This window comes from Bifidobacterium choerinum (genome assembly GCF_002761235.1).
GTDB classification, from domain to species: Bacteria; Actinomycetota; Actinomycetes; order Actinomycetales; family Bifidobacteriaceae; genus Bifidobacterium; species Bifidobacterium choerinum.
The window spans coordinates 35,290-57,825 of the sequence record NZ_CP018044.1 but is presented as its reverse complement, the minus strand read 5'-3'; the positions used below and the strand labels follow the sequence as shown (position 1 = coordinate 57,825).

Genomic DNA, 22,536 nt, shown 5'->3' with positions numbered 1-22,536 from the left:
AGATTGGTGGATATGGCTCAATCCGCGAACTTCGTCCATCTGCACAACCACACGCATTATTCGCTGCTCGACGGCGCCTCGAAGATCCCCGATCTCGTCGCGCGCGCCAAGGAGTTGGGGATGCCGGCCGTCGGCATCACCGACCACGGCAACATGCACGGCGCCTATGAGATGTGGAGCACGGCGATCGGCCAGGGCGTCAAGCCGATCATCGGCATCGAGGCGTATGTGACGCCGGAAACGGCTCGCGGCGACAAGACCCGCGTGCATTGGGGCACCGAGGACCAGAAGCGCGACGATGTCTCCGGCGGCGGCCTGATCACCCACCTGACGCTGTGGGCCGAGAACGACGAGGGTCTCGTCAACCTGACGAAGGCGTCGTCGGTCGCCAACCTCGAGGGCCGCGTCATGCGCTACCCGCGCATGGACAAGGACGTGCTGGCCACCTACAGTAAGGGCGTCATCTGCGGCTCCGGCTGCCCGTCGGGCATCATCCAGACGCGTCTGCGCCTCGGACAGTTCGACGAGGCGCTGCGCGCCGCCGGCGAGCTGCAGGACATCTACGGCAGGGACAACTTCTTCATCGAGCTGATGGACCACAACATCGAGATCGAGCACAAGGTCACTGAGGACCTGCTCGAGATCGCGCGCCAGCTCGACGCGCCGCTGCTCGCGACGAACGACTCGCACTACGTGCTCGAGAAGGACGCGGCCACGCAGGACGCGATGCTGTGCATCAACTCCGGCTCGCGGCTCGACGACCCCGACCGCTTCAAGTTCGACGGCGAAGGCTACTACCTGCGCACGGCCGAGCAGATGCGCGCATTGTTCCATGACCTGCCGCAGGCCTGCGACAACACGCTCGAGGTGGCCGAACGCTGCAACGTGATGTTCGACGACCACGAGGACGGCGCGTTCATGCCGAAGTTCCCGTGCCCGGAGGGCTGGGACGAGACCTCGCTGTTCCTCAAGAAGGTCGAGGAGGGCCTCGAGCTGCGCTACGACGGCAATGTGCCGGCGCGCGTGCTCGCGCAGGCCGACTACGAATGCGGCGTGATCTGCCAGATGCAGTTCCCGGGCTACTTCCTCGTCGTGGCCGACTACATCCAGTGGGCGAAGGACCATGACATCATGGTCGGTCCGGGTCGTGGTTCGGCCGCAGGCTCGATGGTCGCCTACGCGATGGGCATCACCGAGCTCGACCCGCTCGAGCACGGCCTGATCTTCGAACGGTTCCTCAACCCCGAACGCGTGAGCCTGCCGGATATCGACGTCGACTTCGACCCGGAGGGCCGTCTGAAGGTGATCGAGTACTGCGGCGAGAAATACGGGCACGACAAGGTCGCGCAGTGCGTGATCTACGGCACGATCAAGACGAAGCAGGCGATCAAGGACTCGGCGCGCATCATGGGCTACGAGTTCGCGATGGGCGAGAAGGTCACGAAGGCGCTGCCGCCGGCTGCCACCGGCGGCAAGGACATCTCGGTGCACGACATCTTCGACCCGAAGTCGAAGCGCTACGCCGAGGCGCGCGAATACCGCGAGCTGTGCGAATCCGATCCGGACGCCAAGGCGATCACCAAGAAGGCGATGGGCCTCGAGGGCCTGATCCGCCAGACGGGTGTGCACGCGTGCGCGACGATCATGGGCTCGGCGCCGATCACCGACACGTCGCCGCTGCTGGAACGCACCGACGGCACGATCACGACGACCTTCGAGTACCACACCTGCGAGACGCTGGGCCTCGTGAAGATGGACTTCCTCGGCCTGTCCAACCTCACGGTGATCAGCGACACGCTGAAGAACATCGCGGCCAACGGCAAGGAGCCGATCGACTACACGAAGATCCCGCTCGACGACAAGGAGACCTACGAGCTGCTGTCGCGCGGCGACACGCTCGGCGTCTTCCAGCTCGATTCGGACGGCATGCGCGCACTGCTCAAGCAGCTCAAGCCGGACAACTTCAACGACATCTCGGCACTGATCGCGCTGTACCGCCCGGGTCCGATGGATATGAACTCGCACACGAACTACGCCAAGCGCAAGAACGGGCAGCAGAAGATCGAGCCGATCCATCCGGAGCTCGCCGAGCCGCTCAAGGAGGTGCTCGACGAGACCTACGGCCTGATCGTCTACCAGGAGCAGGTGCAGTCGGCGGCGCGCATCCTGGCCGGCTACTCGCTCGGTAAGGCGGACGTGCTGCGCCGCGCGATGGGCAAGAAGAAGCCCGAGGTGCTGGCCAAGGAGAAAGTGCCGTTCTTCGAGGGCATGAAGGAGCACGGCTATTCCGAGGAGGCCGCGCAGGCCGTCTGGGACGTGCTCGTGCCGTTCTCGGGCTACGCGTTCAACAAGGCGCATTCGGCCGCCTACGGCCTGATCTCGTACTGGACCGCGTACTTGAAGACGCACTACCCGGTCGAGTTCATGGCCGCGCTGCTGCAGGGCGCCGTGAGCAACAAGGACAAGACGGCGCTGTACCTCGGCGAGGCGCGGCGCATGGGCATCAAGGTGCTGCTGCCGGACATCAACGAATCGGTGTTCGAATACTCGGCCGTCGGCGACGTCGTGCGCTTCGGCCTCGGCGCGATCAGGAACGTCGGCGAAACGGCCGTCAAGGAGATCATCGCCGAACGCAACGGCCCGCGCGGCAAGTACGTCGACTTCATGGACTATATCCGCCGCGCGCCGCTCGCCGCGCTCAACAAGCGCCTCGTCGAATCGTTGATCAAGGGCGGCGCCTTCGACTCGGTCAACCCGAACCGCCGCGCGCTGTGCACGATCCACGAGGCCGCGATCGACTCGGTCATCGACCTCAAGCGCCGGCAGGCGAACGGCCAGTTCGACCTGTTCGCAGACCTCGACGGCGGCGAGGACGACGATCCGTCGCTGCTCGGCGACGCGACCGTCACGGTCCCCGACATCGAGGAATGGGACAAGAAGACGAAGCTGCAGTACGAGCGCGACATGCTCGGCCTGTACGTCTCCGACCACCCGCTCTCGGGCATGCAGAGCATCCTGACGGCGCTGCGCGAGATGTCGATCGCGCATCTGATCGACCGCGCGCCGACGATGCCCGAACGCACGCAGGTCACCGTCGCGGGCCTGATCACGAACGTCGACCGGCGCATGTCGAAGAAGGGCAACCCGTGGGCGATCGTGACGATCGAGGACATGGAGAGCTCGATCCAGTGCATGCTCTTCGGCAAGGTCTACGAATCGGCGGCCGCCGAACTCGCCGTCGACACCGTCGTGCAGATGCGCGGCATGGTCGAGGTGCGCGACGAGACCGTCACATTGCGCGCCACCGAGATGCAGGTGCCGTCGCTCGAGGCGGAGGACTCGCGTCCGGTGCTCATCGCGCTGCCGGCCGGCGCGCTGCAGCGCGACCGCCTCGAGCAGCTCGGCGCCGTGCTGTCGAACCATCCCGGCTACTGCGAGGTCAAGCTCGTCGTTTTCGACGACCGCGGCGACGCGCAGGTGCTGACGATGGGCGACCGCTTCCGCGTCACGCGCGACACGAGCCTGTTCGCCGACGTCAAGATCATCTTCGGCCCGGCGGCGCTGATGTCCGCGTGAGCGCCGCGTGCCGCCGCCTTCCACGGGCGGCGGCGGGAACGGTAGTCACATCGTGAGACATGGCGGCGCGCGAATCATGCTCGTGACAGGCCGTTGTTACGATAGTGGCTTATGAGCGAAGAAAACTACATGCGCATCATTGATCTGCGCGGAAAAGAACTCAACCGTGCCCAGATGCTCGAGGCGATGCCGCGTGCCGAGATGGGCACCGACGAGGCCACCGAGCTCGTCCAGCCGATCCTCGACAACGTCAAGGCGCACGGGGCGAAGGCGCTGCGCGAATACGCCGTGAAGTTCGACCACGTCGTACCGAAGTCGCTGCGCGTGCCGACCGACGTCATGGATGCCGCCGTCGCCGAGCTCGACCCCGAAGTGCGCGCCGCGATCGAGGAGTCGATCCGTCGTGCCCGCGCCGTCGCGAAGAACCAGGTCCCCGAGGACTTCCACACCGACCTCGCCGACGGCGCCCGCGTCGCCGAACGCTGGATCCCGGTGCAGCGCGTCGGCCTGTACGTGCCCGGCGGCAAGGCCGTCTACCCGAGCTCGGTCATCATGAACGCCGTCCCGGCGCAGGCCGCCGGCGTCGAATCGCTCGCGATCGCGACGCCGCCGAACCGCAACGATCCGGACGGTTGGCCGAACAAGACGATCCTCGCGACCTGCGCGATGCTCGGCGTCGACGAGGTCTACGCGGTCGGCGGCGCCCAGGCGATCGCGATGTTCGCGTACGGCGCGACCGACGTCGACGACCCGACGAATCCGGTGCTGTGCGAGCCGGTCGACAAGATCACCGGCCCGGGCAACATCTTCGTCGCCACGGCCAAGCGTCTCGTCTCCGGCATCGTCGGCATCGACGCCGTCGCCGGCCCGACCGAGATCGCGATCATCGCCGACAAGGACGCGAACCCCGAATGGGTCGCCGCCGACCTCATCGGCCAGGCTGAGCACGACGAGCTCGCCGGCTCCGTGCTCATCACCGACAGCCCCGAGCTCGCCGACGCCGTGCAGGCCTCGCTGCTCAGGCGCGTGCCGCGCACCGAGCACGCCGAACGCGTCGCCACGTCGCTTTCCGGCCGCCAGTCCGGCATCATCCTGACCGATTCGCTCGACCAGTCGATCGACGCCGCGAACGCCTACGCCGCCGAACACCTCGAAGTGCAGACCGCCGACCCGGACGCCGTCATCGCGAGGATCCGCAACGCCGGCGCGATCTTCCGCGGCCCATATTCGCCGGTGCCGCTCGGCGACTACATGTCCGGTTCGAACCATGTGCTGCCGACCTCCGGCACGGCGCGCTTCGCCGCCGGCCTCGGCGTGCACACCTTCATGAAGCCGGTCGAGGTCATCGAATACGACGAGCAGGGCCTCAAGGAGCTCGCCTCGCGCGTCAACGCCTTCGCCGTCTCCGAGGACCTGCCGGCGCACGGCGAAAGCGTGCTGAGCCGTTTCGTCGCCGATCCGTATGACAAGACGACGCTCAAGGACCAGGAGAAGGAGGCGGGCCTTCGATGAGCGAGGGGACGATCCCTGCGAGCCTGCCGCTGCGCAACGACCTGATCGGCGAGGAACCCTACGGCGCCCCGCAGCTCGACGTGCCGGTGTGCCTCAACGTCAACGAGAACCCGTATCCGCCGAGCCACGCCGTCGTGCGCAGCATCGAGAAGCGCGTGCGCGAGGCGGCCGCCGACCTCAACCGCTATCCCGACCGTGAGCACAAGGAGCTGCGGCAGGCCTTCGTCGACTATCTGGCGAAGGAGTCGCAGGCCGAGCTGACGACCGACGAGGTGTGGGGTGCGAACGGCTCGAACGAGATCATGCTGCAGCTGTTCCAGGCCTTCGGCGGCCCGGGACGCAACGCGCTCGGCTGCGACCCGACCTATTCGATGTACCCGGAGTACGCGCGCGACACGTTCACGACGTGGAACACGGCGCCGCGCCGCGCCGACTTCACACTCGACGTCGACGCGACGATCGCTGCGATCGACGCGCTCGAACCGTCGATGGTCGTGCTGACGAGCCCGAACAACCCGACCGGCACGCCGCTGCCGATGCCCGACCTCGAGCGCATCCTCGACCACTGCCAGAACGCGCGCGTCGCCGGTGCCGCCGACGGCGTGCACCCGATCGTCGTCGTCGACGAGGCCTACATCGAGTTCCGCGACCCGGGCATGCCGTCGGCGACGACGCTCGTCGGCACCTACGCGAACCTCGCCGTGAGCCGCACGATGAGCAAGGCCTTCGCCTTCGCCGGCGCGCGCGTCGGCTACATCGCCGCGAACAAGGGCATCATCGACTGCCTGCGCATCGTGCGCATGCCGTACCATCTGTCCGCCGTCACACAGGCCGCAGCCCTCGCGGGCTTCGACCACACCGACGAGCAGCTGTCGCAGGTCGGCCATCTGCGCGCCACGCGCGAGGCGACGGCCGCATGGCTCAAAGAGCAGACCTACGCCGGCAAGCCGGTCGAGGTGGCGCCGTCGCAGTCGAACTTCCTGATGTTCGGCGGCCATTTCGACGACCGCGGCGCGATCTTCGACGAGATGCTCAAGCGCGGCGTGCTCATCCGCGTCGTCGGCCCCGAAGGCTGGATGCGCGTGTGCATGGGCACCGACGAGGAGATGAAGGTCTTCCGCAAGGCCCTCGTCGAATCGATGCGCGTCGTCGAGACGCGCGCGGCGGCACGGCAGTGACCGTCCGCCAGACAGACAGCATCGACAACATCAACAGCACAGAATACAGGCAGGAGGAACGCGACGATGGCACGTACCGCGACGATCGTGCGTGAAACGAGCGAATCGAGGGTCGAACTGAGCCTCGACCTCGACGGCACCGGCAAGACCGAGATCAACACGTCGGTGCCGTTCTACAACCATATGATGACGGCGCTCGGCAAGCACTCGCTCATCGATCTGAGGATCGACGCGCACGGCGACACCGACATCGACGCGCACCACACCGTCGAGGACACGGCGATCGTCTTCGGCGAGGCGCTCAAGCAGGCGCTCGGCGACAAGCGCGGCATCCGCCGCTTCGCTGACGCGACGGTGCCGCTCGACGAGGCGCTCGCGAAGGCCGTCGTCGATGTCTCCGGACGCCCGTACTGCGTGTGCACCGGCGAGCCGGAGGGCTTCCAGTACGCGATGATCGGCGGCCACTTCACCGGCTCGCTCGTGCGCCACGTCATGGAGTCGATCGCGTTCCACGCCGACATCTGCCTGCATCTGCAGCTCATCGCCGGCCGTGACCCGCACCACATCGCCGAAGCCGAGTTCAAGGCCTTCGCGCGCGCGCTGCGCTTCGCGATTGAGCCGGACCCGCGCGTCGACGGCATCCCGAGCACGAAGGGCGCGCTGTGATGGCCGCGGACGATGGCAAGGCCAAGGACGGCGACGGCTTCGACCCCGACGACGCCCACTTCGACGACGCCGACCTCGAGGCCGCGCTCGAAGGATTCGAAAAGGAGTTCGCCGACGCCGAAACGCACGCCGGCGCCGCGCAGCCGCACACGGACGGCGACGCCGGCGACGGCATTCTCGGCGCCGACTTCGAGGACGAGCTGCAGGGCATCCTCGGCAACAAGGCGAAATGCGCGGTGCTGTGCTCGCATCTGGCGAGCGCCGAGCTCTTCGCCGCGATCTGCCGCCTCGCCGACGTCGATGCGCTGTGCGTCGACGACAGCTACGGCGCCGTCGCGATCCTGCGTGACCTTGAAGGCAACGCGCCGGAGACGGCCGCCCACGACCTGACGACCGTCATCTCCGGCATGGACGCGCTGCTCGTCGTCAACCGCGCCGACAAGATCGAGGCGTCCGTCTACGCGGATGGCGAGGCGGTCGAGCAGATCCCGCCGCCCTTCGTGTTCCCGACGCTCGCGCCCTTCGTCGAGGACTACATGATCGGCCTCGTCGACGTCGCCGGCATCGAGGCGCAGGCCGGCGAGACCGTCGACACGGCGTCTATCGCGACGAAACGGGACGCCGAACGGCGCATCCGCTCCTTCATGCGCGCCCATCCGATGCCGTCCGACGACGGCGACGGCGACGGCGGACGGCGCTGAGCGCGGCATCCACGAACAAGAACATCCGAACAGCGGAAGGCAGACAAATCAACATGAAGACGGTGGTCGTTTTCGATTACGGATTCGGCAACGTGCGCTCGATGGTGCGTGCGCTCGCCGACCAGGGGCTCGACGTGACGCTGACCTCGAACTACCGGCAGGCGCTCGAGGCGGACGGCCTCGTCGTGCCCGGTGTCGGCGCGTTCGGCGCATGCATGGAGGGACTGCGCAAGGTCAGCGGCGACCGCGTCATCTACGACCGGCTGCGCGCCGAACGCCCGGTGCTCGGCGTGTGCGTCGGCGAGCAGATCATGTTCGAGGAGGGCGACGAGCACGGCGAGGAGAGCGAGGGCCTCGGCCTGATCGGCGGCTCCGTCACGAAGATCGACGCCGACGTCGTGCCGCATATGGGCTGGGACACCGTCGACGCGCCGGTCGACTCGATCCTGCTCGACGGCATCGAGGACGAACGTTTCTACTACGTGCACTCCTACGCGGCGCACGAGGTGCGTCCGGTCGACACGAGCGAATACATGATCGACTTCGCCGACAGCCCCGAACGCGTCGCCTGGTGCGACTACGGCCGCGACCGCTTCGTCGCCGCCTACGAGCACGGCCCGCTGTTCGTCACGCAGTTCCATCCCGAGAAGTCGGCGCAGGCCGGCGCCAAGCTGCTGCGCAACTGGGCGGCCGTGCTGTGACCTGACGGCCCCGCGCCGACCATCATCCCCGACAACCATCCGACCAATCGATTCGAAGGAAGCAAACCCATGCCATTGACCCTTCTTCCCGCCGTCGACGTGCGCGACGGCAAGGCCGTGCGCCTGCGTCAGGGCGAATCCGGATCCGAGACTGACTACGGCTCGCCGCTCGAGGCCGCCCGCACCTGGGTGGACGCCGGCGCGCAGTGGATCCATCTCGTCGACCTCGACGCCGCCTTCGGCACCGGCGACAACCGCGCGCAGCTGCGCGCGATCGTCCACGAGCTCGGCGACCGCGTCAACATCGAGATGTCCGGCGGCGTGCGCGACGACGACTCGCTGCGCGCCGCGCTCGACGCCGGCGCCGCGCGCGTCAACATCGGCACGGCCGCGCTCGAGAACCCCGACTGGACGGCACGCGTCATCGCCGAGTTCGGCGACCGCGTCGCCGTCGGCCTCGACGTGCGCGGCCACACGCTCGCCGCGCGCGGCTGGGTCAAGGAGGGCGGCGACCTCTTCGAGACGATGAAGTTCCTCGACGACGCCGGCTGCTCGCGCTACGTCGTCACCGACGTGACACGCGACGGCATGATGAGCGGCCCGAACATCGACCTGCTGCGCGAGGTCGGCGGACGCACCGACGCGAAGGTGACCGCCTCGGGCGGCATCGCCAGGCTCGACGACCTGCGCGCGATCGCCGCGCTCGCCGACTGCGGCGTCGACTCGGCGATCCTCGGCAAGTCGCTCTACGCTGGTGCTTTCACGCTTCAGGAGGCGCTCGCCGTCGCGAACGGCGAGTGACGCGAAGCCATATGCAGGCGTCGGCGGCCGGCTGCGGGGGATCGTTTCCGCAGCCGGCCGCCGACGCTTATATATATGTACGACGTCAGTCCTTCGCGCAGGGCAGCTCGCCGTCCTTGATCATCTGCTTGAAGACGCGGTAGTCCTCCTCGTTCTGGTCGGCGTAGGAGTCGGCGAAGCTCGTCATCGCGACGTCGAAGGCGTCGGTGCCGCCCAGATAGTTCGCGATCGCGATGCTGTCGCCGCTGCGCGCGTGCGCGTGCGCGAGGCACCACGCGCACATGCGGCCGAGGTCGTTCAGTGACACGGCGTTCAGATGGTTGATGTCGATCGAACCCTTGCCGTTCCACAGCTGGCGCACATAGTAGTCGCGCGGGTTGCCGTCGTTGGCGACGAACTTCGTCCAGCCGAGCATGATGTCGGCCGTCGTCTGGATCAGCTTCTGGCCCTGCACGACGCGCTCGCCGTGCGACGGGTAGCGCGAGCGGCCGACGAAATGCTCGAGTACGGAATCGGTGGCCTCCTTCATCTGCAGCATCAGCGGATCGTCGATGTCGCGGCCGGTGAGCACCGACACCCACGCGCGCGTGCCGACCGAACCGACGCCGACGACCTTGCGCGCCGTGTCCTGGTAGTGGTACTGGCTGAGCACATGGCGGCGGTCCTCGTACAGCGAATCGTGGTAGGACGCGAACAGCTGGTCGAGGCGCTGCTGCAGCGCGTCGATGTCGTCGTAGCCTTCGAGTTCGTTGATCGGCACGAGCTCGGGCGGCATCGAACGGAATCGCAGACGGTCGCCGTCGAGATAGGTGAGTTTCGCCGTCGCGCTCGCCGAATCCTTCGACTTCGCCTTCATGACGGCCGCGCGCAATGTGCGGTTGCGTTTGCCGTGCGCCGACGACTCGAACTGGTCGAGCGTGTTCTCGATGTCGAGATGGTCGTACCACATGTCGAGGTAGCGCATCTTCGAGAACTGGTCGATGTAGTCGCGGTAGGTCTTCACACAGTCGCGCACCGCCTTGTGACGGTCCTTCGAATAGATGTCGTTCGCGCGTCCGCAGATCTCGATGGAGACGGCGAGGCGTTTGATGTCCCACTCCCACGGTCCGGTCGTCGTCTCGTCGAAGTCGTTGATGTCGAAGACGAGATGCATCGTCGGCGAATAGAAGATGCCGAAGTTGCCGATGTGCGCGTCGCCGACGGCCTGCACCGGGATGCCGGTGACCGGCGTGCGCGCGAGGTCGTTCGCCATGATGAGCGCGGTGCCGCGGTAGAACGTGAACGCCGAATCGCTCATCCGGTGGTAGCGCAGCGGGATGAGGCTGCGCAGACGCGTCTTCGACTGCTCCTCGAGCAGGCCGATGACGTCGCGCCGTCCCTTGACGACCTTCCACACGGCGTGCGCGTCGAGCGGCGCCTTCTGGCGCGCCTCGATGCCGGCGCGCGCACGCGAGCGCGGCGTCGGCGACTGCCGCCATGTGGTGATGTCGACGACCGGGTCGTCGGGGCTGGATACGACGATGTTTCCGTTCATATGCGTCATACCCGCAACGATAGCGCGCAGGCGCGCCGCCGGGCGCGCGGCGACCATGCGACGCGTCGGTGGCGGGGGAGTGAGGCGCCCGCGGTGGCCGCGCCGCACATCCGCCTCGCGCCCGGCGGCGGCGTCCGTCCGCCATATGATTGTTAACATCTGCCGTAACATCGGCATGGAACGATGAACGGCATGGACAAACAGCAAGAGTTCGCGCTCAGGACCGTGGAAGAGCGCGATGTACGTTTCATTCGCCTGTGGTTCACGGACGTGTTGGGAACGCTCAAATCGGTCGCGATCGCGCCTGCGGAGCTGGAGGCCGCGTTCGAGGAGGGCATCGGGTTCGACGGTTCGGCGATCGAGGGCATGACGCGCGTCTCCGAGGACGACATGATCGTCAAGCCCGATCCGAGCACCTTCCAGATCCTGCCGTGGCGCGGCGGCCCGCAGGGCACGGCGCGCATGTTCTGCGACATCCTCTCGCCGGAGGGCGAGCCGTCGCTCGCCGATCCGCGGCATGTGCTCAAGCGTGCGCTGTCGAAGGCGAAGGAGAAGGGCTTCACGTTCTATGTGCACCCGGAGATCGAGTTCTACCTGTTCGAGAAGCAGGACGACTGGTCGCTCACACCGGTGCCGATCGATCAGGGCGGCTACTTCGACCATGTGCCGCGCAGCCCCGGCATGGACTTCCGCCGCGCGACCGTGAACATGCTCGAGCAGATGGGCATCTCGGTCGAGTACTCGCACCATGAGGCAGGTCCGGGTCAGAACGAGATCGACCTGCGCTATGCGGACGCGCTGACGATCGCCGACAACATCATGACGTTCCGCACCGTCGTCAAGGAGATCTCGCTTGAACGCGGCATCCATGCGAGCTTCATGCCCAAGCCGCTCGCCGACGCGCCGGGCTCGGGCATGCACACGCATCTGAGCCTGTTCGAAGGCGACACGAACGCGTTCTACGAGGCGGGCCAGGAGTTCAACATGTCGCTGACGGCGCGCCAGTTCGCCGCCGGCATCCTGCACCATGCGGCCGAGATCTGCGCGGTCACCGACCAGTTCGTCAACTCGTACAAGCGCCTGTGGGGCGGCAACGAGGCGCCGAGCTACATCTGCTGGGGCCACAACAACCGCTCCGCACTGCTGCGCATCCCGCAGTACAAGCCGGGCAAGGGCAATTCGGCGCGCATCGAGTTCCGTGCGCTCGACCCGGGCGCGAACCCGTATCTGGCGTATTCGGTGCTGCTCGCCGCCGGCCTCGACGGCATCGAGAAGAAGATGCAACTCGGCGAGCCGACGAGCGACGACGTCTGGGAGCTCACCGACGCCGAACGTCAGGCGATGGGCATCCAGCCGCTGCCCGAATCGCTCGACGAGGCGCTGCGCATCATGGAGAAGTCCGATTTCGTGGCCGACGTGCTCGGCGAACACGCCTTCGAGTACTTCATCCGCAACAAGCGCAAGGAGTGGGAGGAGTACCGCAGCCAGGTGACGCCGTTCGAGCTGCGCAAGTACCTCGCGAAGCTCTGATCGACGCCCGCCGCCGATGCATTGCGGCGGTCCGTGCCGGGTCTTCTATGACCGGTCACGGACCGCCGCTTTTTGCATGCCGCTACGGCATGCTGTGCGTAAGCTCACCCAATGGAATGCCGTTTGAGCCGTCATCCGTGGTCTTCTGTGCGTGGGTATACCCACATACTGCCGCCGGCGGCCGTTCACTATGCCTTTCTTGGGTCGCCGAACCAGTTCGAGTAGATGATCGAGAAGTTGCGGTTGCCGTAGGTCGAGCAGGCGTCGCCCTCGCCTGCGCCGGCGGCGAGCGCCGCGTCGTTCGGCTGGTAGGGCGTGTAGATGTACAGCAGCGCCGTCGCCTTGTTCTCGATGTACACGTTCGCGCCGCCGCACGAGACGTCCGGGCTGAAGCGGACGAAGTTGAGCCGCCCGGCGTGGAAGTCGTAGCGGTCCTCATGGTGCACGTAGTACTGGTAGCGTTCCGCCGAGCCGAAGACCTGCCTGAAGAAGCCGGCGTATTCGGGGTCGCAGTGGTCGTCGTCGGGGCAGCTCAGTCCCATCGCCGACCTGAACTGGAAGTCCTTCGGATTCGTCTCGGTGACGAGCTGCTGCTCCTTCTGCAGCATCGTGAGCAGCACCTTCGGCGAGACGTCGCAGGCCTTCGACGCCGCCGTGATGATCGCGGCCGCCGACTGTCCGTGCCTCGCGCCCGGATATTCGCGGCAATAGTCGTTCGCCGCGCGCCGCTCGACCTTGAATCGCCGCGCGCGCAGGCACGAGTCCTTCGTGCATGCGGCGCCCTGCTCGTCGAGGAAGGCCTGCACCTGCGCCTCGTCCATCGCGTCGCCGTCGAAGAACTGCTCGTCCGAGATGATGTCGCCGGGGTCGAAGTCGTAGGTCTCGGTGAGCTCGACCTGCCTCGCCTTCGCCTCGGACAGCTCGACGCGTCCGGAGACGACATGGACGACGGCGACGACGAGCGCGATCGCGACGGCGGCCGCGAGCACGCCGACCGTCGCCATCGCCACGCGTTCGACGACCGATCCGCCCTTCCAGCGCGCGGTGAGCCGCGCCAAGGAGCGCTGCGCGCGCGACAGCTGACGACGGTCGGCGATGCGCGCCGCGAAGGTGCCGGCCCGCGGCGTCCGCTTCGCCGACGGTTTCTTCGCCGGCTTCCGCCTAATCGACATGGACTTCGCCGCGGCGGACTTCGCGGACGATTGCTTCGCCGCCGACGTCTTCTTCGCCGACGACGATTTCGCCGCGGCGCCGCCGCCCTTCGCCGCCGCCGATCCCGGCTTCGCCGGCTTCGTCCTGCGCTGCGCCGCCGGACGCGTCGATCCCGACGTCGGCTGCGACGGCCTCGTGCGCCGCGGCTTGTGCGGTCCCTGCTTCGGCGTGCCCTTCGATGCTGCCATCGTCCTTCCTTTCCGCCGCCGCTCAGCGCAGCGCCTTCGCGATGCGCTGCATGCTCACCGGCTGGTTCGTGCCGAGCTCCTGCGCCCACAGCGAGACGCAGAACTCCTCGAGCAGCCACCGTGCGCGCGTCGCCTTCGCCTGGGCCTCGTCGCGCGCTGCGCCGGCGGGCATCGCGTCCGCCTTGGCCGTCGCGTCGTCGACGAGCTGTTTCGCCTCGTCGGCCTGCCACGCCCAGCGCACGTCGCGGTTCTTGTCGGCCTTCGCCTTGTCGAGCCGCATCAGGTCGGCGCGCAGATAGACGCCGATCCTCGGCAGCGCGAGCGGCGGCGTGCGTCCGATGAACCCGGGGTTGACGAGCGTCGCGATGTGCTCGCGGATCGACTGGAGCACCGACAGCATCGGCAGGTCCGCCGGCCCGCTCACCGCCTTGTCGACCTTCGCGTACTGTTCGAGGATCGCGACGACGTCCTTCGCGACGGCGTAGACGGTGTCCTCGTAGACCTGTTCGACGCCGGCGACGGCCTGCGCAAGCGCCGCGTCGTCCTTGAGCTCGCCGATGTCCGGCAGCAGCCGCTTGACGGCGGCGCGCTGCAGGTCCTCGACGAGCTGCTTCGTGTCGTCGTAGGGCGCGGCCGCCAGGCGCAGCGCCTCGGCGCCGAGCCAGCGCGACGAGATGCGTTCTGCCGGCAGCCGCAGACGGTCGAGCGCGCCGTCCCACAGCATCTGCTCGCGCGAACGCGTCGTGGCGCCGGCGTTGCGCAGCAGGTCCGCCTGCTTGACGATCGCGCCGGCGTCGGCGGCCTGCTGGGCCTGACGCTTGACGACCTGCCGCGCCGAGACCTGCGCCTCGGCGGCGAAGCGACGCTGCAGCTCGGCGAGCGACTTGCCGCTCGCGACGACCTTCGGCATGACGCGCTCGCGTCGCCGTCCGTGCTTCGGGCGCGGCATCGGCTGCTCGATGACGAAGGTCATGCGCAGATACGGAGGCAGCTTCGCGGCGAGATCGTCGAGGACCTCGGGATGGATCTGCGCGCCGACGACGGCGATCGCCGCCTTCGTGAACACATGGAGGAAGTCGGGCCACTGGCCGTCGGGGGCCTCGGCCGGCCGTTCGCATGTGCCGGAGCCCGGCTGCTCGGGGTAGTGCGCGCCGATCCAGTCGTCGATCTTCGCGGCCGTGTCCGGCGCGGGCACGAACTGCACGCGCAGCGTCTTCGGCAGCGCCTTGATGAGCGCGACGATGAGTTCGCGGCGCAGACCGGGCACGTTCCAGCTGAACTCCTCGGGCGAGACGCGCGACAGCGCCGTCATCGGGATGTGGACGCTGACGCCGTCGGCCTCGTCGTTCGTGTCGTAGACGTAGCTCAGTCGCAGCTCGATCGCGCGGCCGTCGGAGCCGACGGTGACCCAATGGTCGGGGAAGTCGCCCGGATCGTAGGATTCGGCGTCGAGCAGACGCTCGACCTTCGACGGGTCGAAGTCGAGCAGATGCGGATTGGTCTCGTGTTCGGCCCTCCACCATTTGCCCAGGTCGGCGACGCTCGTCACGTCCTGCGGGATCGACGCGTTGTAGAAGTCGAAGAGGTCCTCGTCGTTGACGCTCTGCGCGAGCTGGCGCGTGCGGCTCGCATCGTCCTGCGCGTCGGCGACGATCTGCCGGTTGCGCTCGACGAATCCGTCGTAGGCGAAACGCTGCTGGATCTCGCCTTCAACGAGACCCTGGCGGATCAGGAAGTCGCGCGCCTCGAGCGGGTTGATGCGCCCCCACTGCACCTGACGGCCCTGCACGATCGGCAGGCCGTAGAGCAGCACTTTCGCCTCGGCGACGGCGCTGCCGCGCGACGCCGACCAATGCGGCTGCGCGTAGGTCGTGCGCGTCAGCCCCTTGGCGAGCGGCTCGGCCCACGCCGGGTCGATCTGCGCGCTGTAGCGCGCCCACAGCCGGCTCGTCTCGACGAGTTCGGTGCTCATGACCCACGGCGGCGTCGACTTGGCGACGGCCGAGGCCGGAAACAGCGCGAAATGCGTGCCGCGCGCGCCCTGATAGTCGTTCTTCGCCGTCTTCTGGGCACGTTTGAGCGCACGTGCGCGCGCGGCGCCCTTGAGGTTCGCGTAGTCGGAGGCCTTCGGCTCGCGCACGACCTGCATGCCGATCATCGACAGCAGGCCGGCGAGCATCGCGCGGTGGATGCCCTGGCCGTCCCATGAGCAGCACAGCGCATGCGCGGCCTGCTGGTTGATTGGCAGTGCGCGCACCGCCTCGTCGGGGCGTGAGACCGGGATCGGCTCGCCGACCTTGAACTTGAGCTCGCGGCACAGTTCGCGCAGCTGCGTGACGAGGTCGCGCCACTGGCGCATGCGCAGATAGTGGAGGAACTCGTGCTTGCACAGGCGGCGCAGCGCGTTGCCGCTGCGTTCGCCGTCGGCGCCGAACGCACGATCCCAGATGTTGAGCGCCGTCAGGAAGTCGCTCGTCGGGTCGGCGTAGCGGTTGTGGATGCGGTCGGCCTCCTCGCGCGCCTCCTCGGGACGTTCGCGCGGATCCTGCAGGCTCAGGAACGCGACGACGACGATGAGCGCGGCGAGCGTGTTCGGCGTCGTCGAACGCGCCGCCTCGATGAGCATGCGTCCCAGACGCACGTCGATCGGGATGCGCGCGAGCTGGCGGCCGGTGTGCGTCAGGCGGATGTCGCCGCGCGTGCGCGAGATCGCCTGCAGCTCGGTCAGCTCGTTGATGCCGTCGGAGACCGATTTCATGTCCGGCGGGTCGATGAAGCCGAAGTCGGTGATGTCGCGCGCCGTGTGCGCGACGCCGACCGACAGCATGTGCAATACGACGGCGCCGAGCGACGTGCGCAGGATCTCCGGTTCGGTGAATCGCGGGCGGCTCTCGTAGTCCTCGGCGGAATACAGGCGGATCGCGATGCCGTCGGCGATGCGGCCGCATCGGCCCGAACGCTGGTCGGCGCTCGCCTGCGAGATCGGCTCGATCGGCAGACGCTGCACCTTCGCGCTCTTCGAATAGCGAGAGATGCGCGCGAGGCCGGGGTCGACGACGTAACGGATGCCCGGCACCGTCAGCGACGTCTCGGCGACGTTCGTCGCGATGACGATGCGCTGGTGGCTGTGCGATTCGAAGACGCGATGCTGGTCCTTCGCGCTCAGGCGCGCGAACAGCGGCACGATCTCGATCGCGTCCGGGCGGCGCATGTCGGCGCAGCGCGGGCCGAAGGCATGGCGGATCGCCTGCTCATAGTCGCGGATGTCGCGCTCGCCGGCCGCGAACACGAGGATGTCGCGCGGGCCGCGGTCGTGCGCCGAGACCGTCACGAGTTCGACGCAGGCGCGCGCGACGGCGGTCGGCACGTCGGCGTCGGCGTCGCGTTCGCCGCCGGCCGCGTCCATATGGACGTCGGCGAAGCCGGGCACATGGCTCATCAGCGCCGGCGCGCCGCCGAGCGGCTCGTAGCAGATCGTGACCGGATAGGTGCGTCCGGAGACCTCGATGACCGGCACCGGCTTCTTCAGCGCGTCCTCGAAATGCTTCTGGAACTTGACCGAATCGATTGTCGCCGACGTGATGATGAGCTTGAGGTCGGGCCGTTCGGGCAGCAGCGCCGTCAGATAGCCGAGCAGGAAGTCGATGTTGAGCGTGCGCTCGTGCGCCTCGTCGATGACGATCGTGTCGTAGCGTGTGAGCTTCGGGTCGCGCTGGATCTGCGCGAGCAGGATGCCGTCGGTGACGACGCGCAGCCGCGTCTTCGGCGACGACTCGTCGGTGAAGCGCACCTGGTAGCCGACCTCGTCGCCCAGATGCACGCCAAGCTCGCTCGCGATGCGTTCGGCGACGGTGCGCGCCGCGAGACGACGCGGCTGCGTGTGCACGATCTGACGGCCGTGCGCGCCGCGGCCGAGTTCGAGCAGGATCTTCGGCAGCTGCGTCGTCTTGCCCGAGCCGGTCTGGCCGGAGACGATGACGACCTGCGCGTGGCGCACGGCTTCGGCGATCGCGTCACGCGCGCCGCTGACCGGCAGTTCTTCTGGATATGAGAATTTCATATGATGCTGTGCGTTGTGCTTTCCGTGGTACTGAATGCTGAATTACTGATGTGTTCCCGTCGGCGTATCGCCGTGGCGCCGATGCGACCGCATGGGCGGGGGAGGGCATCCGCGGCGATCCGCACGCGATGCCCCTGCGGCGTGCGGTCTCCGTCCGCGTTGCCGTCCATGCGCCGCGTAATGCCGTCAGGGCAGGCGGTGCACCTCGATGACGCGGTAGCCCTTCGAGCTGGCGTACTTGCCGACCGTGTAGGCGTCGGACAGCGCGTCGGCGAGCCAGCGCATCAGCGAATCGGAGCCGAGGTTCCTCTGCACGACGAGATAGGCGTGGCCGTCGGCGGCCAGCCGGGGCAGCCATGTCATCAGCAGCGTGTGCAGCTCCTCCTTGCCGATGCGGATCGGCGGGTTCGACCAGATGAGCTCGAACTCGAGCCCGTCGGGCACGTCGTCGGCCTCGCCGACGTGGATGTTCGTGCAGCCGTTGAGCTCGGCGTTGCGCTCGGTCAGTTCGATCGCGCGTTCGTTGACGTCGATTGCGTAGACCTCGGCCTCGGGGGACTCGAGCGCGAGCGCGAGGCTGATCGCGCCCCATCCGCAGCCGATGTCGAGGAAGTCGCCGTGTGCGGGCGGCTGCGGCGCGTGGCGCAGCAGCACCGACGTGCCGAGGTCGACGCGGTGCGCCGAGAAGACGCCGTTCGACGTCTCGACGCGGACGTCATGGCCGCGCAGCGTCACCCGCATCTCGCGCCGCACGTCCTTCGACGACGGCGCGGCCGAGAAGTACTGTTCGTTCACCTGTGGGGATTCGATGTGCGCCATGGTGCTCCGCTTCGCTCTGCTGTATACTGGCATGTCTGCTTATCCGATGATAATCAGGGCTCAGTAAGTTTCCAAGCAAGGACGAGGTAGTATTTGACCACATTGAACACCTTCGACGACGAAGACAAGGCGGCCTTCGGGCCGCAGGCGGGCCGTGACGTGCTCGCCGACCAGTCCGACGTGCTGCTCGAGGAGGGGCATGCGGACGGCGCCGAAAGCGAAATCTGGCGCGAAAGGGAATCGCGCAACGAACTCAAGCACGTCATCGGCCTCGGCGAGCTCGAGGACGTCACCGAAGTCGAATACCGCAAGGTGCGCCTCGAACGCGTCGTGCTCGTCGGCGTCTGGTCGGCGCGCACCGGCACGCAGCGCGAGGCCGAGGAATCGATGCGCGAGCTCGCCGCGCTCGCGCAGACGGCCGGCGCCGTCGTGTGCGACGCCGTGCTGCAGCAGCGTTCGCGTCCCGACCCGGCCACCTATGTGGGCGCAGGCAAGGCCAAGCAGATCGCCGACATCGTCGCGGTCAACGAGGCCGACACGATCATCGTCGACGACGACCTGCCGCCGAGCCAGCGTCGCGCGCTCGAGGACGCGACGAAGGTCAAGGTCGTCGACAGGACGGCCGTCATCCTCGACATCTTCGCGCAGCACGCGACGTCGCGCGAAGGCAAGGCGCAGGTCGAGCTCGCGCAGCTGCAGTACATGCTGCCGCGACTGCGCGGCTGGGGCGCGGCGCTGTCGCGCCAGGCCGGCGGACGCGCCGCCGGCGCCGACGGCGGCATCGGCTCGCGCGGCCCGGGCGAGACGAAGATCGAGCTCGACCGCCGCGTCATCCGCACGCGCATCGCGCATCTGCGCCGCCAGATCGCGCAGATGGCGCCGTCGCGCGAGGTCAAGCGCGGCTCGAGGCGCAAGTACGGACTGCCGACGATCGCCGTCGTCGGCTACACGAACGCCGGCAAGTCGTCGCTGACGAACAGGCTCACCGGCTCCGACGAGCTCGTCGAGAACGCATTGTTCGCGACGCTTGACACGGCCGTGCGCCGTGCGCGCGCGAAGGACGGGCGCCTGTACGCATACGTCGACACGGTCGGCTTCGTGCGCCGGCTGCCGACGCAGCTCGTCGAAGCCTTCAAGTCGACGCTCGAGGAGATCGCCGACGCCGACCTCATCGTCCACGTCGTCGACGCGTCGCATCCCGACCCCTTCGGGCAGATCGACGCCGTCAACGAGGTGCTGCGTACGATCGACGGCGTCGAGCGGTTGCCGGTCGTCACCGTGTTCAACAAGACCGACCTCATCGACGACGTGGCGCGCGAACGGCTGCACCGCCTCGCGCCGGACGCGTTCCTCGTCTCGTCGGCGAGCGGCGACGGCGTCGACGCGCTGCGCGCGCACGTCGAGGGGATGCTGCCGAAGCCGAACGTGCACGTCGAGGCGCTGCTGCCGTACGCGGCCGGTTCGCTGTTGTCGAGGATCCGCGAATACGGCAACGTCGAATCGGTCGAATACCGCGACGACGGCGTCATGCTGCAGGCGGACGTCGACGAGCATCTCGCCGCGCAGGTCATGGACCAGGCCGTCGACGGGGACTGACGGCGCGCGTCGGCGGCCGCCGACGACACGCAACGATCCCCGGCTGCACACGTTTGCGCGGCCGGGGATCTCGTATAGCCATGATGGAAGCCCCGAAGGTCGCCGACGGCGCTGTCGGCATCGGGGTACGAAAGCAGCGGGGGAGCGGCCCCGGCACCGTTTTTTCGAACCGTGAACACGGGACCCGTCTGATACAGTGAACAGCGAATGAAGTACGCATCCGCCACAAGCGGATCGTCGGTGATTATTATTGAGAGGTTTTATCATGGTGGATTCACCCATTAAGCCCACAAAGCTCGCGATCGTCGGCGCAGGAGCCGTCGGCTCCACACTCGCCTTCGCCGCCGCCGAGCGCGGCATCGCCCGCGAGATCGTCCTGCAGGACATCGCCAAGGAGCGCGTCGAGGCCGAGGTGCTCGACATGCAGCACGGCTCGAGTTTCTTCCCGACCGTCTCGATCGACGGCTCCGACGATCCGGAGATCTGCCGCGACGCGGACATGGTCGTCATCACCGCAGGCGCACGCCAGAAGCCGGGCCAGTCCCGCCTCGACCTGGCCGGCGCGACGATCAACATCATGAAGTCGATCATCCCGAACATGGTCAAGGTCGCCCCGAATGCGATCTACATGCTCATCACGAACCCGGTCGACGTCGTCACCCATGTCTCGATGAAGCTCTCGGGCCTGCCGTCGAACCAGATCTTCGGCTCGGGCACGAACCTCGATTCCGCGCGTCTGCGCTTCCTGATCGCGCAGCAGACCGGCGTCAACGTCAAGAACGTCCACGCCTATATCGCCGGCGAGCACGGCGACTCCGAGGTTCCGCTGTGGGCCTCGGCGACGATCGGTGGCGTCCCGATGTGCGACTGGCAGCCGCTGCCGGGCCACGCCCCGCTCGACGCCGCGATGCGCGAGCAGATCCATCAGGAGGTCAAGAACGCCGCGTACAAGATCATCAACGGCAAGGGCGCGACGAACTACGCGATCGCGATGTCCGGCGTCGACATCGTCGACGCGATCCTCAAGGACTCGAACCGCATCCTGCCGGTGTCCTCGCTGCTGACCAACTTCCACGGCATCTCCGACGTGTGCATGTCGGTGCCGACGCTGCTCAACCGCAACGGCGTGAACTCGCGCATCAACACGCCGGTCTCCGAGCATGAGCTCGCCGAGCTCAAGCGCTCCGCCGAGACGCTCAAGGAGACGGCCGCGCAGTTCGGCTTCTGATCCGGCCATGACGGCGGATCCGTATGGATCCGCGAATGACGGCTTTCGAGGGTCGGCCTTCCGATCGAGCGATCGATCGGAAGGCCGACCCTCGGCGTTGTGGGGCGGAAGGGCCGCTCCGCCAACGCGCCGCCCGCATCCTCGGCTATTGCCACGCCGGGGACGGCGTCCTAGGATGTGCAACAGCGACGGCGCCGGACGGCAAGGGCCGATCCGGCGCGCCGGATCGGCATCGAGGATGGAAGACGACAGGGAGATGACATGGCGCGCACGCACACACACACGGACACGGACATGGCGGGCAAGGGGATGGACCATGCCGGCAGACTGACGACGACATTGATCCTGACCGGCACGATCTTCGTGGCCGAGGTCGTCGGCGCCGTCGTCACCGGCTCGCTCGCGCTGCTCGTCGACGCCGGCCATATGATGACCGACGTCTCGGTGCTCGCCGCGTCGACGCTCACCGCCTATCTGATGCGCCGCCGGCCGAACAACGCGCGCACATGGGGATGGGCGCGCCTCGAGGTCATCACGGCCGCCGGCGGTGGCGTGCTGCTGCTGTTCGTCGGCCTGTATGCGCTCGTCGAGGCCGGCATGCGTCTGTTCGGCGCTGAATCGGACACGATCCACGACGTGCGGCTGCTGCTGTTCTTCGGCATCCTCGGCCTGGCCGCGAACGTCGGCTCGATCCTCGTGCTGCGCGCACGGTCGGGCGACAACATGAACATGCGCGCCGCGTTCCTCGAGGTGTGCAACGACGCGCTCGGCTCGGTGGCCGTCATCGTCTCGGCCGTCGTCATGATGACGACCGGCTGGGACGGCTTCGACGCGATCGCCGGCGCGTTCATCGCGCTGCTGATGATCCCGCGTGCCTTCATCCTCGTGCGCGACGCGATGCGCGTGCTGCTCGAGGAGACGCCCGAAGGGCTCGACCTGGACAAGGTACGCGAGCATCTGCAGCAGGTGCCGCATGTGATCGCCGTGCACGACCTGCATGCGAGCGTCGTCGCGACCGGCATGCCGATCCTCACCGCGCACGTCGTCGTCGACCGCGACATGACGATGGAGCAGGCCGGCGAGGTGCTGCACCGGATGCAGGACTGCCTGCGCGAGCATTTCCCGGTCTCGATCCCGCACACGACCTTCCAGCTCGAACCGGAGGGCTACACGAACGAAAGCGCCTCGCGCATCCATTCGTGAATCGGCGTGGATCGTGACCGGCGGGGACGCG

At 67.6% G+C, this 22,536-nt stretch carries 15 protein-coding genes; 11 read left to right on the top strand and 4 right to left on the bottom strand.

Translation table 11 applies throughout. The features are described from left to right. Positions 1-12: 12 nt before the first annotated feature. The 7 genes from dnaE (at position 13) to priA (ending at position 9,135) form a co-directional block, all read left to right on the top strand. Entirely contained in the window at positions 13-3,576 is a 3,564-nt protein-coding gene (dnaE, locus tag BcFMB_RS00260; protein WP_099720701.1) for a DNA polymerase III subunit alpha, read from the top strand. Positions 3,577-3,687: 111 nt separating this feature from the next. After that, positions 3,688-5,088: a histidinol dehydrogenase gene (hisD, locus tag BcFMB_RS00255; RefSeq protein WP_099720700.1), complete on the top strand. Its 1,401-nt coding sequence runs from the start codon at positions 3,688-3,690 to the stop codon at positions 5,086-5,088. Further along, positions 5,085-6,266 carry a histidinol-phosphate transaminase gene (locus tag BcFMB_RS00250; protein WP_024540655.1) on the top strand — a complete coding sequence of 394 codons (1,182 nt, stop codon included), beginning with the start codon at positions 5,085-5,087 and terminating at the stop codon, positions 6,264-6,266. The genes hisD and BcFMB_RS00250 overlap by 4 nt, the downstream gene beginning before the upstream one ends. Before the next feature lie 66 nt (positions 6,267-6,332). Next, entirely contained in the window at positions 6,333-6,932 is a 600-nt protein-coding gene (gene hisB, locus BcFMB_RS00245) for an imidazoleglycerol-phosphate dehydratase HisB (protein ID WP_024540654.1), read from the top strand. Then, positions 6,932-7,633 carry a hypothetical protein gene (locus BcFMB_RS00240; RefSeq protein ID WP_024540653.1) on the top strand — a complete coding sequence of 234 codons (702 nt, stop codon included), beginning with the start codon at positions 6,932-6,934 and terminating at the stop codon, positions 7,631-7,633. The genes hisB and BcFMB_RS00240 overlap by 1 nt, the downstream gene beginning before the upstream one ends. A 53-nt stretch (positions 7,634-7,686) precedes the next feature. Beyond that, positions 7,687-8,334 (top strand): imidazole glycerol phosphate synthase subunit HisH, encoded by a 648-nt coding sequence (gene hisH, locus BcFMB_RS00235; protein ID WP_024540652.1) that lies wholly within the window; start codon positions 7,687-7,689, stop codon positions 8,332-8,334. 69 nt (positions 8,335-8,403) lie between these two features. Continuing rightward, positions 8,404-9,135, top strand: coding sequence for a bifunctional 1-(5-phosphoribosyl)-5-((5-phosphoribosylamino)methylideneamino)imidazole-4-carboxamide isomerase/phosphoribosylanthranilate isomerase PriA (gene priA, locus BcFMB_RS00230; RefSeq protein WP_024540651.1), 732 nt, complete (start codon positions 8,404-8,406; stop codon positions 9,133-9,135). 85 nt (positions 9,136-9,220) lie between these two features. Here priA and BcFMB_RS00225 read toward each other — a convergent pair whose 3' ends face one another. Next, positions 9,221-10,678, bottom strand: coding sequence for a DUF2252 domain-containing protein (locus BcFMB_RS00225; protein WP_418214997.1), 1,458 nt, complete (start codon positions 10,676-10,678; stop codon positions 9,221-9,223). Positions 10,679-10,861: 183 nt separating this feature from the next. Here BcFMB_RS00225 and glnA point away from each other — a divergent pair, with 183 nt between their 5' ends. Further along, positions 10,862-12,199, top strand: coding sequence for a type I glutamate--ammonia ligase (gene glnA / locus BcFMB_RS00220; protein WP_024540649.1), 1,338 nt, complete (start codon positions 10,862-10,864; stop codon positions 12,197-12,199). Between the two features lie 188 nt (positions 12,200-12,387). On the opposite strand, the gene BcFMB_RS00215 is transcribed toward glnA, so the two are convergent. The 3 genes from BcFMB_RS00215 to BcFMB_RS00205 all read right to left on the bottom strand — a co-directional run bounded on the left by BcFMB_RS00215 (position 12,388) and on the right by BcFMB_RS00205 (position 18,478). Further along, on the bottom strand, positions 12,388-13,203 hold the full coding sequence (locus tag BcFMB_RS00215; protein ID WP_024540648.1) for a hypothetical protein: 816 nt from the start codon (positions 13,201-13,203) through the stop codon (positions 12,388-12,390). Between the two features lie 418 nt (positions 13,204-13,621). Continuing rightward, positions 13,622-17,659, bottom strand: coding sequence for an ATP-dependent RNA helicase HrpA (gene hrpA, locus BcFMB_RS00210; protein WP_099720699.1), 4,038 nt, complete (start codon positions 17,657-17,659; stop codon positions 13,622-13,624). A 186-nt stretch (positions 17,660-17,845) separates the two neighbouring features. Next, the gene (locus BcFMB_RS00205) at positions 17,846-18,478 is read right to left on the bottom strand and encodes a class I SAM-dependent methyltransferase (RefSeq protein WP_029675373.1); all 633 of its coding nucleotides are present in this window, start codon (positions 18,476-18,478) and stop codon (positions 17,846-17,848) included. Between the two features lie 102 nt (positions 18,479-18,580). On the opposite strand from BcFMB_RS00205, the gene hflX reads away from it, so the two are divergent. From hflX to BcFMB_RS00190, 3 genes are all read left to right on the top strand, one after another. Next, positions 18,581-20,074 carry a GTPase HflX gene (hflX, locus tag BcFMB_RS00200; RefSeq protein WP_198405442.1) on the top strand — a complete coding sequence of 498 codons (1,494 nt, stop codon included), beginning with the start codon at positions 18,581-18,583 and terminating at the stop codon, positions 20,072-20,074. Between the two features lie 265 nt (positions 20,075-20,339). Further along, complete coding sequence (locus tag BcFMB_RS00195) at positions 20,340-21,302, top strand: L-lactate dehydrogenase (RefSeq protein ID WP_024540644.1); 963 nt, start codon at positions 20,340-20,342, stop codon at positions 21,300-21,302. Between the two features lie 261 nt (positions 21,303-21,563). Continuing rightward, entirely contained in the window at positions 21,564-22,505 is a 942-nt protein-coding gene (locus BcFMB_RS00190) for a cation diffusion facilitator family transporter (RefSeq protein WP_024540643.1), read from the top strand. Positions 22,506-22,536: the final 31 nt, after the last annotated feature.

Bases quoted from the DNA above. Each gene is read 5' to 3' on its own strand.
- dnaE (WP_099720701.1), top strand. From the start codon at position 13: ATGGCTCAATCCGCGAACTTCGTCCATCTGCACAACCACACGCATTAT.
- hisD (WP_099720700.1), top strand. From the start codon at position 3,688: ATGAGCGAAGAAAACTACATGCGCATCATTGATCTGCGCGGAAAAGAA.
- BcFMB_RS00250 (WP_024540655.1), top strand. From the start codon at position 5,085: ATGAGCGAGGGGACGATCCCTGCGAGCCTGCCGCTGCGCAACGACCTG.
- hisB (WP_024540654.1), top strand. From the start codon at position 6,333: ATGGCACGTACCGCGACGATCGTGCGTGAAACGAGCGAATCGAGGGTC.
- BcFMB_RS00240 (WP_024540653.1), top strand. From the start codon at position 6,932: ATGGCCGCGGACGATGGCAAGGCCAAGGACGGCGACGGCTTCGACCCC.
- hisH (WP_024540652.1), top strand. From the start codon at position 7,687: ATGAAGACGGTGGTCGTTTTCGATTACGGATTCGGCAACGTGCGCTCG.
- priA (WP_024540651.1), top strand. From the start codon at position 8,404: ATGCCATTGACCCTTCTTCCCGCCGTCGACGTGCGCGACGGCAAGGCC.
- BcFMB_RS00225 (WP_418214997.1), bottom strand. From the start codon at position 10,678: ATGACGCATATGAACGGAAACATCGTCGTATCCAGCCCCGACGACCCG.
- glnA (WP_024540649.1), top strand. From the start codon at position 10,862: ATGGACAAACAGCAAGAGTTCGCGCTCAGGACCGTGGAAGAGCGCGAT.
- BcFMB_RS00215 (WP_024540648.1), bottom strand. From the start codon at position 13,203: ATGGCGACGGTCGGCGTGCTCGCGGCCGCCGTCGCGATCGCGCTCGTC.
- hrpA (WP_099720699.1), bottom strand. From the start codon at position 17,659: ATGAAATTCTCATATCCAGAAGAACTGCCGGTCAGCGGCGCGCGTGAC.
- BcFMB_RS00205 (WP_029675373.1), bottom strand. From the start codon at position 18,478: ATGGCGCACATCGAATCCCCACAGGTGAACGAACAGTACTTCTCGGCC.
- BcFMB_RS00195 (WP_024540644.1), top strand. From the start codon at position 20,340: ATGGTGGATTCACCCATTAAGCCCACAAAGCTCGCGATCGTCGGCGCA.
- BcFMB_RS00190 (WP_024540643.1), top strand. From the start codon at position 21,564: ATGGCGCGCACGCACACACACACGGACACGGACATGGCGGGCAAGGGG.